Origin of the sequence: Collinsella sp. CLA-ER-H11, assembly GCF_040092445.1 — a bacterium.
In the GTDB taxonomy this organism is placed as follows: Bacteria; Actinomycetota; Coriobacteriia; order Coriobacteriales; family Coriobacteriaceae; genus Collinsella.
Map to the genome: position 1 here is coordinate 22,031 of NZ_JBBNLN010000009.1, position 14,315 is coordinate 36,345.

The following is a 14,315-nucleotide window of genomic DNA, read 5'->3' on the forward strand; positions in this document are numbered from 1 at the left end:
CTAGGCCGCTTGCCTGCGATTTTTGACCGTTGGGCGGGCTTGCCGCCCTTGCCGCAAAAACGTTTTTGCATATCGGGTACAACGGGCTTTACGTGAGTAAAGTGCGCGTCGCGTCAACGTGTCGCGTTTTTAAAGGAGGCCCCATGCCTGGTGTTACCCCTGCAGAAGTTCTGTCCAACTTTGGTATTACGCTCGTTGAAGATCCCGCCGAGAATCAACCCCGTCTGCTGGTGGACCTGCCGGCGGCAGAGCTTGTCGAGCACGCTATTCGTCGCAAAGAGGGCCGTATGGCTTCTAATGGCGCGCTCGTGATCGAGACGGGGGAGCGCACTGGTCGTTCGCCCAACGATCGTTTTATCGTTGACACCCCCGATGTTCACGACAAGATCGCCTGGGGTGCGGTCAACCGCCCACTGTCCGTCGAGAGCTATGAGGCCATCAAGGCCGGCATCGTCGACTATCTCAACGAGCGCGACGTGTTCGTCACGCGCGGCATGGCGGGCGCTGACCGCAACCACACGCGTCGCCTGCTTGTTGCCTGCGAGCGTGCCAGCCAGGCACTCTTCATTAAGCAAATGCTCGCCCGTCCGCTCGCCCGCGAAATCGCGCGCACCGGCGAGCCCGACTTCTGCGTGCTCGCAGCGCCCGGTTACCAGTGCGATCCTGCCATCAAGGGCCTCAACTCCAGCGCCGCCGTGGTCATCAACTTCCAGGAGCGCGTGATTTTGGTCGCGGGTACCGGCTACTCCGGCGAAATCAAAAAGTCCATCTTCAGTGTCATGAACTACCTGCTGCCTGTCGAGGACGACGTGCTGCCCATGCATTGCTCGGCCAGCATGGATCCCGTCACGCACGAGACCGCCGTGTTCTTTGGCCTGTCCGGCACCGGCAAGACCACGCTTTCGGCCAATCCCACGCGCCTGCTGATCGGCGACGACGAGCACGGTTGGTCCGACATGGGCATCTTCAACATCGAGGGTGGCTGCTACGCCAAATGCGAGGGCCTGGACGCCTTCCACGAGCCCGAGATCTTCAACGCCGTCCGTTTTGGCGCCATTTGCGAAAACGTGGTGCTCGACGAGAACCGCAAGCCCAACTACGACGACATCTCGATCACGCACAACACGCGCGTGGCCTATCCCGTGGAGCACATTCCTAACGCGTGGACTAAGGGCATGGGCACCACTCCGAGTGTCGTGCTGTTCCTGACTTGCGACGCTTTTGGCGTGCTGCCGCCCATCTCGCGCCTGACGGCCGACGCCGCCATGTACCACTTTGTGACGGGCTTTACGGCTAAGATTCCCGGCACCGAGGTCGGCGTCACCGAGCCCACGCCCACGTTCTCTTCGCTGTTCGGCGAGCCGTTTATGCCGCTCGACCCCATGGTTTACGCCAAGATGCTTGGCGAGCGCATTGCCGACGGCCGCACGCGCGTGTACCTGGTCAACACCGGCTGGATCGGCGGCGGCTACGGCGTGGGTCATCGCATCGAGCTGGCCTACACGCGCTCGCTGGTCGCGCGCGCCCTCGACGGCACCATTGAGGACAGCGAGTTTGTGCACGACGATATCTTTAACGTCGACATTCCCACTACGTGCCACAGTGTGCCCGACGGCATCCTGGTGCCGCGCCAGTACTGGCAGAGCACTGCGCGCTACGACGAGGCCGCGCACAACCTGGCGGTGATGTTCGAGGAGAACTTCGAGAAGAAGTACTCGCACCTGCCCGAGTCCGTCAAAGCTGCCGGCCCGCACGCCCAGGTGCCCGCCGAGGCCCGTCATCGCGGCCGCGGCCTGCTGGGACTCCGCCACTAGCGTCGCCTCAGACCCAAAACCACCACAAAGGGGACAGGCACTTTTATGGTGGTTTTGCTCGCGCGGATGACTCAGGTTACAATACGCCTGACATATCGCCCCCTTCTCCGGATGGGGGCAGCGTAAGCGCTCTTGTGGCGGCACCGTAGGACTTTGAAGGTGGCCGCTGTGAGGGCGCTTTTTGCTTAGACGCCCCCGCTCGGGCGCACGCTATGAAGGGAGAGCATATGAAGAGCTTTATTGCCGAGGATTCATTTTGGGAGCTGTTTCCACAGGCGGCGATCGGCGTTGTGGTCGTAAAGGGCATGAAGCCCACGGCTCAGATTCCCCAGGATGACGTGGATGCAATCGCCGCGCTGCTTGACCGCGCCAATATCGATGCGGAGCGTCACCTGACGAGTGATACCATCAGCGAGAATGCGCCGGTTAAGGCATGGCGCGAGGCGTATCGCCTGTTCAAGACCAAGAAGGGCGCGCGTTGCTCAGTTGAGAACCTGCTCAAGCGCGTGCTCAAAGTCAAGCCGGTCGGCCACATTACGCCGGCGGTGGATATCTACAACACGATTTCGTTGACTTATGCGTTGCCCGTTGGCGGTGAAGATTTGCATGCTATTGAGGGCAATCTGCGCCTGGCGGTGACCGACGGCGGCGACGCGTTCTTGCCACTTGGCGAGGAGGCAGATGATCCGACGTTGCCCGGTGAGCTTGCCTATATCGATGATGCGGGCGCCGTGTGCCGTTGCTGGAACTGGCGAGATGGCGTTCGCACGGCGCTGTCCGACGATTCGGCCGACGCATTTCTGGCGATTGAGTGCGTGGAGCCCGAGCGGATGGGGGATTGCCAGGCTGCGATCGATCGCCTCGCTGAGTTGCTCGAGCGCTATCTGGGAGCGACGGTCGTCGTTAAGACGCTTGTAACCCGCGACAATCCCTGCGTGGAGCTGTAGCGGCGCCTAGAACCTATTGATGTCCCAAACCACCACAAAGGTGCCTGTCTCCTTTGTGGTGGTTTTTATGTTGATGGGTTAACAAATGGGATATTTGGGTATGCGGGTTCGGACATGCGGCTAAGATGTTTACCCGTTAGCATCATGCAAACGAAAGGCGGTCGTCTCCCATGCAGCAGAACGACGAGACGCGTTTTGAGGATTTTGTCGGACTGATCAGCGGGCTCTACAAGGAGATTCAGCGTATCAAGACGTCCGAGGGCGCAAGGCTCGGCCTTAAGGGCTCCGACGTCATGTGCCTGTATTATCTTGAGCGCAGCAAGGACGGCCTGACTGGCGCCGACCTCGCCCGCATGGCCGGCGTTACCCGTGCCGCCGTTTCGCGCACACTGGCACATCTGGAGGAGGGTGGCTACGTCGAGGTCGACGACTCGGGCGATGCTGCCGTCAAGTACCGCGCTCCTGTTCGCCTGACTGCCCTGGGCGGCGAGAGCATGAGCGAGGCCGATCGCATCATTCGCGAAGTTCTCGACACCACCGGTAAGGCCATGGGCGTGGAGCAGCGCGAGCAGATGTACGCGTCGCTGCGTACGATCCTCAACACTCTGCGCGAGATCTAAGGCCGCCAAGGCATTTGCTTCCCATTAACAACTGCATAGTCCCGTTTGAGCGCGTATACCGTGCCGGGGCATTGCTGTCAAAATTCCCCGCGCGAGGTCCGCGCAAGAAAGGATTCGCTATGTCCGTCCGCATTATTACCGATTCCGCAAGCGATATGTCGCCGGCCGAGCACCCAGCACTGGCCGTTTTGCCGCTGTCCGTCACCTTTGGCACCGATGTGTACATGGATGGCATCGACATCGATCACCAGCGCTTTTACGAGATGCTCGTGGAGCGCGATGAGCTGCCCAAGACCGGCCAGGTCAACCCGTACGCGTTTTCGCAGGCCATCGCCGAGGCGCGTGAGGCCGGCGACGAGGCCGTGATTATTACCGTGGGCGCTAAGCTTTCGGGTACAAATCAGAGTGCCCGTACCGCACTTGCCGAGGCGCCGGGCGGCGACGTGTACGTGGTGGATAGCAATAACGTCACTCTGGGCGAGCGTGTCCTGGTCGAGTATGCCCTGCGCCTGGTGAACGAGGGCCGTAGTGCGGCCCAGATCGCGGCGGCCGTCGAGGCCGTCCGTGACCGCGTGGTCGTCATCGGCCTGCTCGAGACGCTGGAGTACCTGGTGCGCGGCGGTCGTCTGTCTGCTGCGGCCGGCGCCGTGGGCACGCTGCTCAACGTAAAGCCTGTGGTGGCTGTCGAGGACGGTCTGATCGTGCAGCTGGGCAAGGCGCGCGGTTCCAAGAACGGCCGCAACCTGCTGAACCAAAAGGTCGAAAAGGCGGGCGGCATCGACTTTTCCATGCCGCTGGCGCTCGGCTATACGGGTCTTTCGGATGCGGTGCTCAAGAAGTATATCGAGGACAGCGCGGCACTTTGGGCTGGCCACACCGAGGGCGAGTTGCCCGTTCACACCATCGGCGCCACCATCGGTACCCACGTAGGCCCTGGCGCCGTAGCCGTAGCCTTCTTCCAGCCCGCCAACTAACCGACCTGCCATAAACCACCACAAAGGTGCCTGTCCCCTTTGCGGTGGTTTATGCTTTTCAGGGTAGAAGGGAGCGAGCAATGGCGTCTGAGGGCTTTTTTGAACGGGTGTACGAGGTGGTCGAGCAGATCCCCGAGGGGATGGTCGCCACGTATGGTCAGGTGGCGCTGCTTGCCGGTCGACCACGAAGTGCGCGGTATGTGGGGTATGCCCTGCATAGCAATCCGCGCCCCGGCGAGATTCCCTGTCACCGCGTGGTGTTTGCCGACGGGCGCATATGCGAGGGTTTTGCTTTTGGCGGTCCCGATGCTCAACGTGAGCTTTTGCTAGGGGAGGGTGTGGCGTTTAAGGACGACATGCACGTCGACCTGGCCGTCTGTCGTTGGCCTGCCGGACTCTAACAGCTCTGCCGTGGCCAGAACCACCACAAAGGTGCCTGTCCCCTTTGTGGTGGTTTTCTGTTTCAGGTTTACCGGGGCTAACTTATGGAGAAGCTATGGCGGCGGATATTGATCCTGCAAAGTAAACCACGGTGAACTATATTGGTTTCAGCAACGGAGCAGGCAATAGGCGATGAAAAAGCCTGCCCTGTTGAGTTTGATTCGCATCCCTCCCCTCTGTGCGATTCAACGGTGTACTTCGGGAACGGGCCCGCTGGCAACTGACTGCCGGCGGGCCCGTTCCCGTTTATCAGGGAAGTGCAATGGGTAGATCCGAGTCGGCCGGGCACCAAAAAAGGCGGACGCCGTAGCGCCCGCCCTATAGCAATCGAAAGCTCATGCCCGCAGATCGGTCTAGTACACCATGCCCATGGCGTCCCGAACCTCGGCCAGAGTCTGCTCGGCAATCTCGTTGGCACGACGGTTGCCCTCGTGCAGGACGTCCTTCACATAGTCCAGATCGTTCTCGTAACGCTGGCGACGCTCGCGGATCGGCGCGAAGTACTCGTTGACGGCCTCGGTCACGTACTTCTTGAGCTGGCCGGAGCCGCCCATGCCAATCTCCTCGGCAATCTCGACCTCGGAACGGCCGGTGCAGATGGCGGCCGTCGAAAGAAGGCCGGAAACGCCGGGGCGGTTCTCGGGATCGAACGTGATCATGCGCTCGGAGTCGGTCTGGCTCTTCTTGATGCGCTTGGCCGTCTCCTCGGCGGTCATCGAGATGTTGATGGCGTTGCCGTAGCTCTTGCTCATCTTGCGACCGTCCAGGCCGGGCAGCAGCGGGGTCTCGGACAGCAGCGCGTCGACCTCGGGGAACACCTTGCCGTAGCGGTTGTTAAAGCGGCGGGCGATGGTGCGGGTGAGCTCGATGTGCGGCAGCTGGTCGCGGCCGACGGGCACCACATTGCCCTTGCAGAACAGGATGTCGCAGGCCTGGTGCACCGGGTAGGTGAGCAAAAGGCCGGTGAGCTCGTGCCCCGAGGCCTCCATCTCGGCCTTGACCGTGGGGTTGCGCGCCAGCTCGGCCTCGGAGACCAGCGACAGGAACGGCAGCATGAGCTGGTTTGCGGCGGGCACGGCGGAGTGCGCGTAGATCATGGTCTTGTCGGGGTCGATGCCGCAGGCAAGGTAGTCCATGACCATGTTGTACACGTTGTCCTGGATGTGCTCGGTGGTGTCGCGGTCAGTGATGACCTGGTAGTCGGCGATGAGTACGTTGGTCTTGGCGCCCATGTTCTGCAGCTCCACGCGGCCCTTGAGGGTGCCAAAGTAGTGGCCCAGGTGCAAGCGTCCGGTGGGGCGGTCGCCGGTAAGCATGGTGAACTTCTCGGGCGTCTTGGCCAGGCCCTCGCGAATGGCGTTGCTCTTTTGCAGCGCGACTTCGTAGCTGTTTTCGTTTGGCATGATTGCTCCTAACGTATGTTCATGGCTCAAGATGATAGCGCGTTTATTGGAGGGGCGGGGCATAAGTAGGCGAGGGGTGGGAGAGGGGTGGCTTGTGCGATGGGCGAGGCGCGGCTGCGCTTGGCCAACGGTGCCCGCGCGCATCCTCGGCAGCTTATCCTAGAGCTTGTGGTGGCGCTCTTCTTTGCGCTCCTCGGCTGCTTGCTCTTCCTGCTTAAAGGCGGGGTCGTCGGGGGTTACCAGCTCGTCTTCGTGCGTTCGCTTGTTGTAATGGTGGCGCAGCACGGGCTCAAACAGGTGCAGGCGCTTGGCGAAGGCCGCCGAGCCAATGGCGAGCACGGTAAAGATGAGCACGCGCATGGGGACCTCGACCTGATTGATGGCCGCGGCGCCGGCCGAAAGCAGTATGCACCAGGCGTAGATGAGCAGTACGGCTTGCTTTTGGTTGTAGCCCTCTTGAATGAGGCGGTGGTGGATGTGGCCCTTGTCGGCCTGTCCAATGCTAATGTGGGCGCGCTTGCGGCGCACGATGGCGCTAAACGTATCGATGATGGGCACGCCGGCCACGAGGAGCGGGATGATGAGCGAGGTGAGCGCGGCGGTGCGGCTCACGTTGAGCAGCGAGATGGAGCCCAGCGCAAAGCCCAGCAGCAGCGACCCCGAGTCGCCCAAGAAGATGCTCGCGGGGTTGAAGTTATAGTGCAAGAAGGCGAGGCACGAGCCAAAGAGCGCAATGGAGAGCGCGGCGGCATCGATGCGGCCCGAGAGAACGGCCATCGAGAACATCGTGAACGATGCGATGCCGCAGATACCCGTCGCCAGGCCGTCAAGGCCGTCGATAAGGTTGATGATGTTGGTGAACGCCACCAGGTAGATCACGGTAATGGGGTAGGCGAGCCAGCCGAGCATAATCTCGCCGGGGGCAAACGGGTTGACGATGACGCCGATTTTTAGGCCGCCTACGCAGGCGATGAGCGCGGCGAGGACCTGGCCGGCCAGCTTTTGCTTGGGCTTGAGCTGGTAGATGTCGTCGATCGCGCCGGTCGCAAAGATAACGGTAAAAGAAAGCGCAAGGATGGGGTAACTGATGTGCAGACGGGGGTGGGGCACCAAAACGGGCGGCCAACCCAGGTACCAGGTGCCTAGGATTTGCACAGTGCAGGCGACGACCAGGCCCAAAAACACCGCCGTTCCGCCCAAACGCGGGATGGGCTTGGTGTTGATGCGGCGCTTAGAAGGATAGTCGACGGCGTCGAGCTTGATTGCCAGGCGCTTGACCAGGGGTACCGTGAGGAAGGTCGTGATAAAGGCCGCCGCTGCCACGCATAGGTACGGTATGTAGCTCGGGGATGAAGCCATGAATCTAAAAACCGCCAAGCGTCGAAGGAAAAGGTCAGAAGAACGCCATGCGCAAAGGGCATAGCCGAACCATAATACTCGACCAAGGGGGGTGCATGGAATTGCACGCAGCGATAATCACGCGCTTACCAGATATTGGGATGTTGTCGATGGCTTGTCGGGATGCCGGCGGGGATCCATATGGACTGTAATGGTGATTTTCGGCAAAAGAAAACCACCCCCCACGTTACGAAAATGAACCCACCTAAAACAGGTGGGTGCCCTCATCGACTGTTCCAGCGTCCTTAACAACGAAGGATACCTGTACTAGGTACGACTGTGTGGGCTCCCTAAATAAACGCGACGGTTCACCCAGTTGCTCCGCGGGGGGCGGAATACCTACATCATAAAGCGGCACTTTATTGATTCCAGTCTTGACATTACAAAAATCGTGTCGGACGATTACGGCGCCTTGGGCTCGAGCCGTCTGTGGGGTTGATCCCTTTACGTTTGAGCTGCTGAATCGTTGTTTTGGAGCATGGTTTTATGCCGACGTCGTTGACCGAACTTTTTTCGCCCGCCTGCCATTTGTGTCCGCGCCGTTGCGGTGCGGCGCGCGATGAGGGCGCGCACGGCGTCTGCGGTGCTAACGACACGCTCAAGGTGGCCCGCGCCGCGCTTCATATGTGGGAGGAGCCGCCTATCTCGGGCGAGGCCGGTTCGGGCACGATCTTCTTTAGCGGCTGCTCGCTCAAATGTATCTACTGCCAGAACCACGAGATCTCGACCGGCAATTTTGGCCTTGAGATTTCGCCTGAGCGCCTGGTCGAGATTATGCTGGAACTGCAGGACCAGGGTGCCAACAACATCAATTTGGTGACGGCGACGCACTATGCGCACCTGTTGCCTGCCGCGATTGCCGCGGCACGGGCGCGCGGACTGGTTATCCCAATCGTCTACAACACGAGTGGTTACGAGCGCGCGAGTGCCGTGGCGGCGCTGGGCGACCTGGTCGATGTGTGGCTCACCGACTTTAAATATGCCGATGCCGGGCTTGCGCAGTCGCTCTCCCATATAAAGGATTACCCGCGTGTGGCCGTGTCGGGTCTGGCCCAGATGGCGCGCGAGATCGAGCGCCGCGGGGGAGAGTTGGTGGACGAGGACGGGCTTATGAAGCGTGGCATGATCGTGCGTCACCTGGTGCTTCCGGGGCATGCAGACGATTCGTGTCGCGTGCTGGACCTGGTGTGGCAGACGGTGGGCGACGTGCCGATCTCGGTTATGAACCAGTACACGCCCAATGCGCTCATGCGCGAGCAGGGCGGCGACCTGGCACGCGCCGTGACGCGTGAAGAGTACGAGCAGGTGCTCGACCATGCCGACGACCTGGGTTTTACGACGATGTTCTGGCAAGAGGGCGGCGCGGTAGACGAGAGCTTCACCCCGGCCTTCGACACCACCGGCGTCCTCACCAGCGCAAAGTAGAGCGCACGCTGATGATTTTTCTGGGACGGGGATTAAAAAATCATCGAGAGGATCGCCTGTTCGAAAAGTTGTCAAAATAGCCGCGTCCCAAAAAGACTGGTTATTGGGCGTTGACAGTTGGCGAGCCGTAGGTAAAATATCGACTTGTCCTGGGGACGTAGCTCAGTTGGGAGAGCGCTGCCGTCGCATGGCAGAGGCCGAGGGTTCGACTCCCTTCGTCTCCACCCATGGATTTGATAAGCCGCTGACATTGTGTCGGCGGCTTTTTTTAAAAGAAAGGGCTATATCATGGCCGAGCTTGAGTCCCAACCATTGTCCGACGAGGAGCGCGCCGAGTTGGAAGAGCTCCGCGCTGAGAAGGCCCGCCGCGAGGCTCGGGAAGAGGCCCGTCGCGAGCGTGAGGAGCTGGCTGCCCTGCGTGCCGAGCGTGCGAAGGCCGAGGAGGCCGCCGCGAACGCCGCATCCGCATCGGCGCCCGCGCCCGCACCCAAGCCCGCTGCTGCGAAGCCTGCACCTGCCGCGCCCAAACCTCAGCCTAAAAAGGCCGCCCGTCCCAAGTCCGTCGAGCCCAAGCCGAGCCGTGACGAGATGACCTTTGCCCAGCGCATGGTTACCTCCAAGGAGCCTATGGGCGAGAACGAGATCCCTGGCATGGCGCCGGCTCAAAAAATCATCATTGTCCTTGCCCTCATCGCGTTTGTCATCTTTATGGGCTACACGATCCTGACCAGCATGGGCCTGCTCTAACCGACTCGCATCGGGCGTCATGTCCGCATGCTCTGCTCTCGTCCAACCCTCAAATTCTGCACCACACATCCGAAAGGTCGCCCCATGGCTTTGACCGACATCTCGCATCCCACCGACATTGCAATGCTCACCGATCTGTACGAGCTCACTATGGCCCAGGGCCTGTGGGAGAGCGGCAAGGCCAATGAGCAGGGTTGTTTTACCGCGTTTTACCGCGACCATCCCTTTGGCAGCGCCTATGCCGTCATGTGTGGCACCGCCGAGCTGCCCGAGCTCGTCGAGAACCTGCGCTTTACGCCCGAGGATATCGACTACCTCGCCTCGCTTGAGGCCCCTGCCGGCGGCGCGATGTTCAAGCCTGGATTCCTCGACTACCTGCGCGATTTTCGTGCGCATGTAAATATCGACGCCGTCCCCGAGGGCGAGCTCGTCTTTCCGCGCGAGCCCATGGTGCGCGTCACCGGTCCTGCGCTCGAGTGCCAGCTGCTTGAGACGGCGCTGCTCAACATCGTCGGGTTCCAGACGCTTGTCGCCACCAAGACGGCGCGCGTGGTGCTCGCCGCCGACGGTCGCCCCGTGGCGGAGTTTGGCCTGCGCCGCGCCCAGGGTCCCGATGGCGGCCTGGCCGTTGCGCGCGCGAGCTACGTTGCCGGCTGCTCCTCTACGTCCAATGTGCTCGCCGGCCGCCGCTATGGTATTCCCGTCTTTGGCACGCATGCGCACAGCTGGGTGATGAGCTTCGATTCCGAGCTCGAGGCCTTCCGCGCCTTTGCCAAGTCGAGCCCCAAGAACTGTACGCTGCTCATCGACACCTATGACGTGCGCGAGGGCTGCGAGCATGCCATTACGGTTGCCAAGGAGATGGAGGCGGTGGGCGAGCGTCTGTCGGCTATTCGCATCGACTCCGGCGACCTCGCCAAGCTCTCCAAGTATGTTCGCGGCCGTTTTGATGCCGAGGGCCTGCCCTATGTGGGGATCTCGGTTTCCAACGATCTTGACGAGTACACGATTCAGTCGCTGCTGGACCAGGGCGCGCCCATCGATAGCTTTGGCGTGGGTACCAAGCTCGCGACCTGCTATGACCAGCCGGCGCTGGGTGGCGTGTACAAGCTTTCCGCCCGCCGTGCGAGCGAGACAGATCCATGGACGCCGGTGGTCAAGCTCTCCGAGCAGCCCTATAAGCGCACGATCCCGGGTGTGCAACGCGTGCGCCGTTATTACGACGGCTTTGGCGGCCCAGTCTGCGACATGATCTACGACGAGGACCATCTGGCGGGGGAGGGCGCCGCGCGCGGCAATACCCTCGTGGCCGTGAATGATGCCGCCCTGGTGACCGACGTGTCCGAACTTGAGTATCGCGAGCTGCTGGTGCCGATCGTGCGCGATGGCAGTGCGGTGGCTCCGCGTGAGAGCATCCAGGACGCGCGCGAGCGCTGTGCTTGGGCGCTCGATCATCTGGACGCAGCTTTCAAGCGCTTCCTGTACCCGCAGACCTATGTGGTGGGCATGGAGCAGGGCCTGGCTCAGGTGCGCGACGAGCTCGTGCGCAAGAACATGGCCGCGGCTTCGGCCTTCCCCTGGGCAAAATGATCCGAAGGGGACGGAGGAAAACGGATCATTTTCGTCCGTCCCGCACCGGGTGCCCCGGCTGCTCCAGCTCGCCCGCCTGCTCAACACTCGATTGGTTTGACGTATGACGACTTCTTATAAAACGATGGTGGTAAAGATCGGCTCGTCCACGGTGGTGGGCGCCGACGGCAAGGTCAACCGCGCCTTTATCGGCGGGCTTGCCGATCAGGCCGCAGCGCTGCGCAAGCTCGGCTGGCGTCTGGTCGTGGTGAGCTCGGGCGCTATCGCCTGTGGCTATCCCGTGCTGGGCTTCGACCGTAAGCCGGTCGGCGACCTGCCGAGCCTGCAGGCCTGCGCTTCGGCCGGCCAGTGCATCATCTCGTCGGCCTACGACGAGGAGTTTCATGCGCGCGACCTGCTCACCTCGCTCGTGCTGCTCACGCGTCACGACACGGCGCGCCGTACGTCCTACCTGCACGCGCGCGACGCCCTGCTGCGCCTGGTGGAGCTTGGCGTGGTGCCGGTCGTCAACGAGAACGATACCGTTACTGTCGATGAGATCAAGTTTGGCGACAACGACACACTGGCGGCGCTTGTGAGCTGCCTGGTTTCTGCCGATCTGTGCGTGACGCTCTCGGACATCGATGGTCTCTATACTGCCAATCCGCATGAGGACCCCACGGCCGAGTTTGTTCCTGTCGTGCATAAGATCGATGCCAAGATTATTGCCTCGGCGGGCGATTCTTCCACATCGGTGGGAACGGGCGGCATGATTACCAAGATCCGCGCGAGCCGCATCCTGATGACGGCGGGCATTCAGAGCGTGATTTGCTCAGGCGAGGAGCCCGATGCGCTCGTGCGCCTCGCCCGCGGCGAGAGCGTGGGCACGCTGTTCGATCCGCCGGCGGAGCGTCTGGACATCGCACCCCGCAAGCTGTGGATCGCACTGGGCGACAAGGCGCATGGCTCGGTGACGGTCGATGATGGTGCTGCGAAGGCGCTGGTTAGCCGTGGCTCTTCCTTGCTTGCGGTGGGTATTCGCGAGGTCGATGGCCAGTTTGCCGAGGGCGATGTGCTCGATGTGTGCGATCCGAGCGGTATGGTCGTCGCCCGCGGTATCGCCGAGGCCGATTCGGACGTGCTGGAGCTTGCTGCCGGCCGCCGCCAGGACCAGATCGCCAGCAACCGCCTGCTCGCTAACTTGGCCGAGAAGCCGGCGATACACAGGGATAACCTAATCGTCTTCGCTTAACCAATTGACGCTGCAAACGCCCCTAAGCGGCAATCTGACGTTCAATCGTCGGGCATGACCAAAAGGTCAATGCCCTCCTCTTTCACGTCACCTTGCTCGCTTAGGGGCGTTTTCGCTTTCCGTTCTCTACCTGCGATGGCCGTAACGCCGGCATATCGTAAGTTGCGGTGAAATAGGGATGGTTTGGCGGCTTTAAAGCCTTTAACAGTCCTTATTTCACCGCAACTCGTTGAGGCGGCGGGGTCCCACTGCCGGCACTTGGGGACGTTCCTTTTGTGCCGGCACTTTGGGACACTCCTTAGCTAGAAGATCCGGCGCAGGTCTCCGCGGTTGAGCGCTTCGTCGAAGAGGTGCTTGAACACCGCGCTGCCGTGCAGGCCGTCGTGCTCGAACTCGTTGGTCACCCAGGCATGCGAGTTGCCCACGCGGCTGAGCGTATCGAGCTGCATGCCCGAATCGACGTACATATCGTCGAAATACACCGCGGCCTGGAGTGGCACCTCGTTGCAGGCTAGGCGCTGCGGGTCGTAGATCTTGTCCCAGCTGGTGTCTTCCATCAGCAGGTCCATGGCGGGCTTAAACGGCATAAGCTCGGGCATCTGCTCAAACATCCACGGGAACATGGCCTCGCCGGTAAACATGAGCGGGCGCGCGAGTGTGTCGAACTCGGCACGATGGGCCTTCTCCTCTGCTGCGGCCCAGCGAATGGGCATGGTGTCGCCGTCGGCGTAGATAAACTCCTGCAGCGTCCAGTACAGCGGGTTTGTACGCGTGTTGGTGCGCTCGAAGGCGCGCATCAAAAAGCTGTCGGATACCGAGGAGCCGCAGCTAAGCGTACCGTCGCCAGTAACAAACGCGTGATCGATAATCCAATGCATGCGCTCAAAGCTCGGCTTCATGCCAAAGTCGCTGCCCATGAGCTGTAGGCGCTCGACCGTCATCGGCGAGCCGTCGGGCAGCACGGGCTTCTGGGCCTCGAGCGCATCGGCCAGGGCTGCCACGCGGTCGACGTCAGCGGGGTAGCGGTCGTAATACTGCTGCGTCTTGGCGGCCATGCGCGGGAAGGTGTGCGCGTAGACCTCGCTTGCGCTCGCCGGCACGTGGGGGATGCCGCCGCAGGTAAAGCTTGCTGCTATGCCCTCGGGGAAGAGCGACAGATAGCTCAACGTCAAAAAGCCGCCGTAGCTCTGCCCGAGTGTGACCCAGGGCTTGCCGCCAAAGCCCACCAGGCGCAGGTACTCATAATCGCGCACGATGGAGCTGGCGAGGTGGCGCTTGAGGAAGTCGGCCTGCGAGCGTGCTGTATCGGCGCCGGCGGCCGTTGCGCGATCACCCAGTGCCTTGATCGTGCGTCCGTCCACGCAGCTACTGCGTCCGGTGCCGCGCTGGTCGGGAAGGACCACGCGGAAGTGCTTGACGGCCTCCTCGATCCAGCCGTCGCTTGTGGGCGACAGCGGACGTGGGCTCTCGCCGCCGGGGCCGCCCTGCAAAAACAGGAGCAGCGGCAGATCGTCGTTGATGCGGTCGGGCGCGCAAACCACGCGGTAGAAGAGCTTGATGCTCTCGGGCGCGCCGGCGATGGGTGCCGGCATAGCGCCGCGGCGCATGGTACTGCCGACGGCCAAAAGCATCGGCTCCAGGCCGCGCCAGTCAAGGGGGACGTCGATGCTGTGGTCCTCGACGTAAAGGCCGGGGACGTGGTACGAAGTGATGAGGGCCATGTGA

The 14,315-nt window shown here is 61.7% G+C and carries 12 protein-coding genes and 1 tRNA gene; 10 read left to right on the forward strand and 3 right to left on the reverse strand.

From position 1 onward, the window contains the following. Window positions 1–143 precede the first annotated feature (143 nt). The 5 genes from pckA (at window position 144) to AAAX35_RS07380 (ending at window position 4,756) form a co-directional block, all read left to right on the forward strand. A complete protein-coding gene (gene pckA / locus AAAX35_RS07360) occupies window positions 144–1,814 on the forward strand; it encodes a phosphoenolpyruvate carboxykinase (ATP) (protein ID WP_349117217.1) in 1,671 nt (556 codons plus the stop codon). Between the two features lie 227 nt (window positions 1,815–2,041). Further along, window positions 2,042–2,761: a B3/4 domain-containing protein gene (locus AAAX35_RS07365; RefSeq protein ID WP_349117218.1), complete on the forward strand. Its 720-nt coding sequence runs from the start codon at window positions 2,042–2,044 to the stop codon at window positions 2,759–2,761. Window positions 2,762–2,931: 170 nt separating this feature from the next. Further along, window positions 2,932–3,381, forward strand: a complete 450-nt coding sequence (locus tag AAAX35_RS07370) for a MarR family transcriptional regulator (protein ID WP_022093866.1) — start codon at window positions 2,932–2,934, stop codon at window positions 3,379–3,381. Between the two features lie 119 nt (window positions 3,382–3,500). Further along, on the forward strand, window positions 3,501–4,355 hold the full coding sequence (locus AAAX35_RS07375) for a DegV family protein (protein ID WP_217107929.1): 855 nt from the start codon (window positions 3,501–3,503) through the stop codon (window positions 4,353–4,355). Between the two features lie 80 nt (window positions 4,356–4,435). Continuing rightward, entirely contained in the window at window positions 4,436–4,756 is a 321-nt protein-coding gene (locus AAAX35_RS07380; protein WP_217107928.1) for an MGMT family protein, read from the forward strand. 393 nt (window positions 4,757–5,149) lie between these two features. Here the strand turns inward: AAAX35_RS07380 and trpS are convergent, their stop codons facing one another. Together trpS and AAAX35_RS07390 are read right to left on the reverse strand one after the other, a co-directional pair. Continuing rightward, window positions 5,150–6,199 (reverse strand): tryptophan--tRNA ligase, encoded by a 1,050-nt coding sequence (gene trpS / locus AAAX35_RS07385; protein WP_118079659.1) that lies wholly within the window; start codon window positions 6,197–6,199, stop codon window positions 5,150–5,152. Between the two features lie 159 nt (window positions 6,200–6,358). After that, complete coding sequence (locus tag AAAX35_RS07390; protein WP_349117219.1) at window positions 6,359–7,558, reverse strand: MraY family glycosyltransferase; 1,200 nt, start codon at window positions 7,556–7,558, stop codon at window positions 6,359–6,361. 525 nt (window positions 7,559–8,083) lie between these two features. Between AAAX35_RS07390 and AAAX35_RS07395 the strand changes: the two genes are divergently transcribed. The 5 genes from AAAX35_RS07395 to proB all read left to right on the forward strand — a co-directional run bounded on the left by AAAX35_RS07395 (window position 8,084) and on the right by proB (window position 12,590). Continuing rightward, window positions 8,084–9,022 (forward strand): radical SAM protein, encoded by a 939-nt coding sequence (locus tag AAAX35_RS07395; protein ID WP_006235472.1) that lies wholly within the window; start codon window positions 8,084–8,086, stop codon window positions 9,020–9,022. A gap of 151 nt (window positions 9,023–9,173) precedes the next feature. Then, window positions 9,174–9,246: transfer RNA gene (locus AAAX35_RS07400), tRNA-Ala, on the forward strand. Window positions 9,247–9,310: 64 nt separating this feature from the next. After that, entirely contained in the window at window positions 9,311–9,769 is a 459-nt protein-coding gene (locus AAAX35_RS07405) for a hypothetical protein (RefSeq protein ID WP_006235473.1), read from the forward strand. A gap of 84 nt (window positions 9,770–9,853) precedes the next feature. Next, window positions 9,854–11,359 (forward strand): nicotinate phosphoribosyltransferase, encoded by a 1,506-nt coding sequence (locus AAAX35_RS07410; protein ID WP_349117220.1) that lies wholly within the window; start codon window positions 9,854–9,856, stop codon window positions 11,357–11,359. A gap of 103 nt (window positions 11,360–11,462) precedes the next feature. Then, on the forward strand, window positions 11,463–12,590 hold the full coding sequence (gene proB, locus AAAX35_RS07415; protein WP_035137237.1) for a glutamate 5-kinase: 1,128 nt from the start codon (window positions 11,463–11,465) through the stop codon (window positions 12,588–12,590). 302 nt (window positions 12,591–12,892) lie between these two features. On the opposite strand, the gene AAAX35_RS07420 is transcribed toward proB, so the two are convergent. Next, a complete protein-coding gene (locus AAAX35_RS07420; RefSeq protein ID WP_349117221.1) occupies window positions 12,893–14,311 on the reverse strand; it encodes an alpha/beta fold hydrolase in 1,419 nt (472 codons plus the stop codon). Between the last annotated feature and the right edge of the window lie 4 nt (window positions 14,312–14,315).

Coding starts and splice junctions, on each gene's coding strand:
- pckA (WP_349117217.1), top strand. CDS start 144: ATGCCTGGTGTTACCCCTGCAGAAGTTCTGTCCAACTTTGGTATTACG.
- AAAX35_RS07365 (WP_349117218.1), top strand. CDS start 2,042: ATGAAGAGCTTTATTGCCGAGGATTCATTTTGGGAGCTGTTTCCACAG.
- AAAX35_RS07370 (WP_022093866.1), top strand. CDS start 2,932: ATGCAGCAGAACGACGAGACGCGTTTTGAGGATTTTGTCGGACTGATC.
- AAAX35_RS07375 (WP_217107929.1), top strand. CDS start 3,501: ATGTCCGTCCGCATTATTACCGATTCCGCAAGCGATATGTCGCCGGCC.
- AAAX35_RS07380 (WP_217107928.1), top strand. CDS start 4,436: ATGGCGTCTGAGGGCTTTTTTGAACGGGTGTACGAGGTGGTCGAGCAG.
- trpS (WP_118079659.1), bottom strand. CDS start 6,199: ATGCCAAACGAAAACAGCTACGAAGTCGCGCTGCAAAAGAGCAACGCC.
- AAAX35_RS07390 (WP_349117219.1), bottom strand. CDS start 7,558: ATGGCTTCATCCCCGAGCTACATACCGTACCTATGCGTGGCAGCGGCG.
- AAAX35_RS07395 (WP_006235472.1), top strand. CDS start 8,084: ATGCCGACGTCGTTGACCGAACTTTTTTCGCCCGCCTGCCATTTGTGT.
- AAAX35_RS07405 (WP_006235473.1), top strand. CDS start 9,311: ATGGCCGAGCTTGAGTCCCAACCATTGTCCGACGAGGAGCGCGCCGAG.
- AAAX35_RS07410 (WP_349117220.1), top strand. CDS start 9,854: ATGGCTTTGACCGACATCTCGCATCCCACCGACATTGCAATGCTCACC.
- proB (WP_035137237.1), top strand. CDS start 11,463: ATGACGACTTCTTATAAAACGATGGTGGTAAAGATCGGCTCGTCCACG.
- AAAX35_RS07420 (WP_349117221.1), bottom strand. CDS start 14,311: ATGGCCCTCATCACTTCGTACCACGTCCCCGGCCTTTACGTCGAGGAC.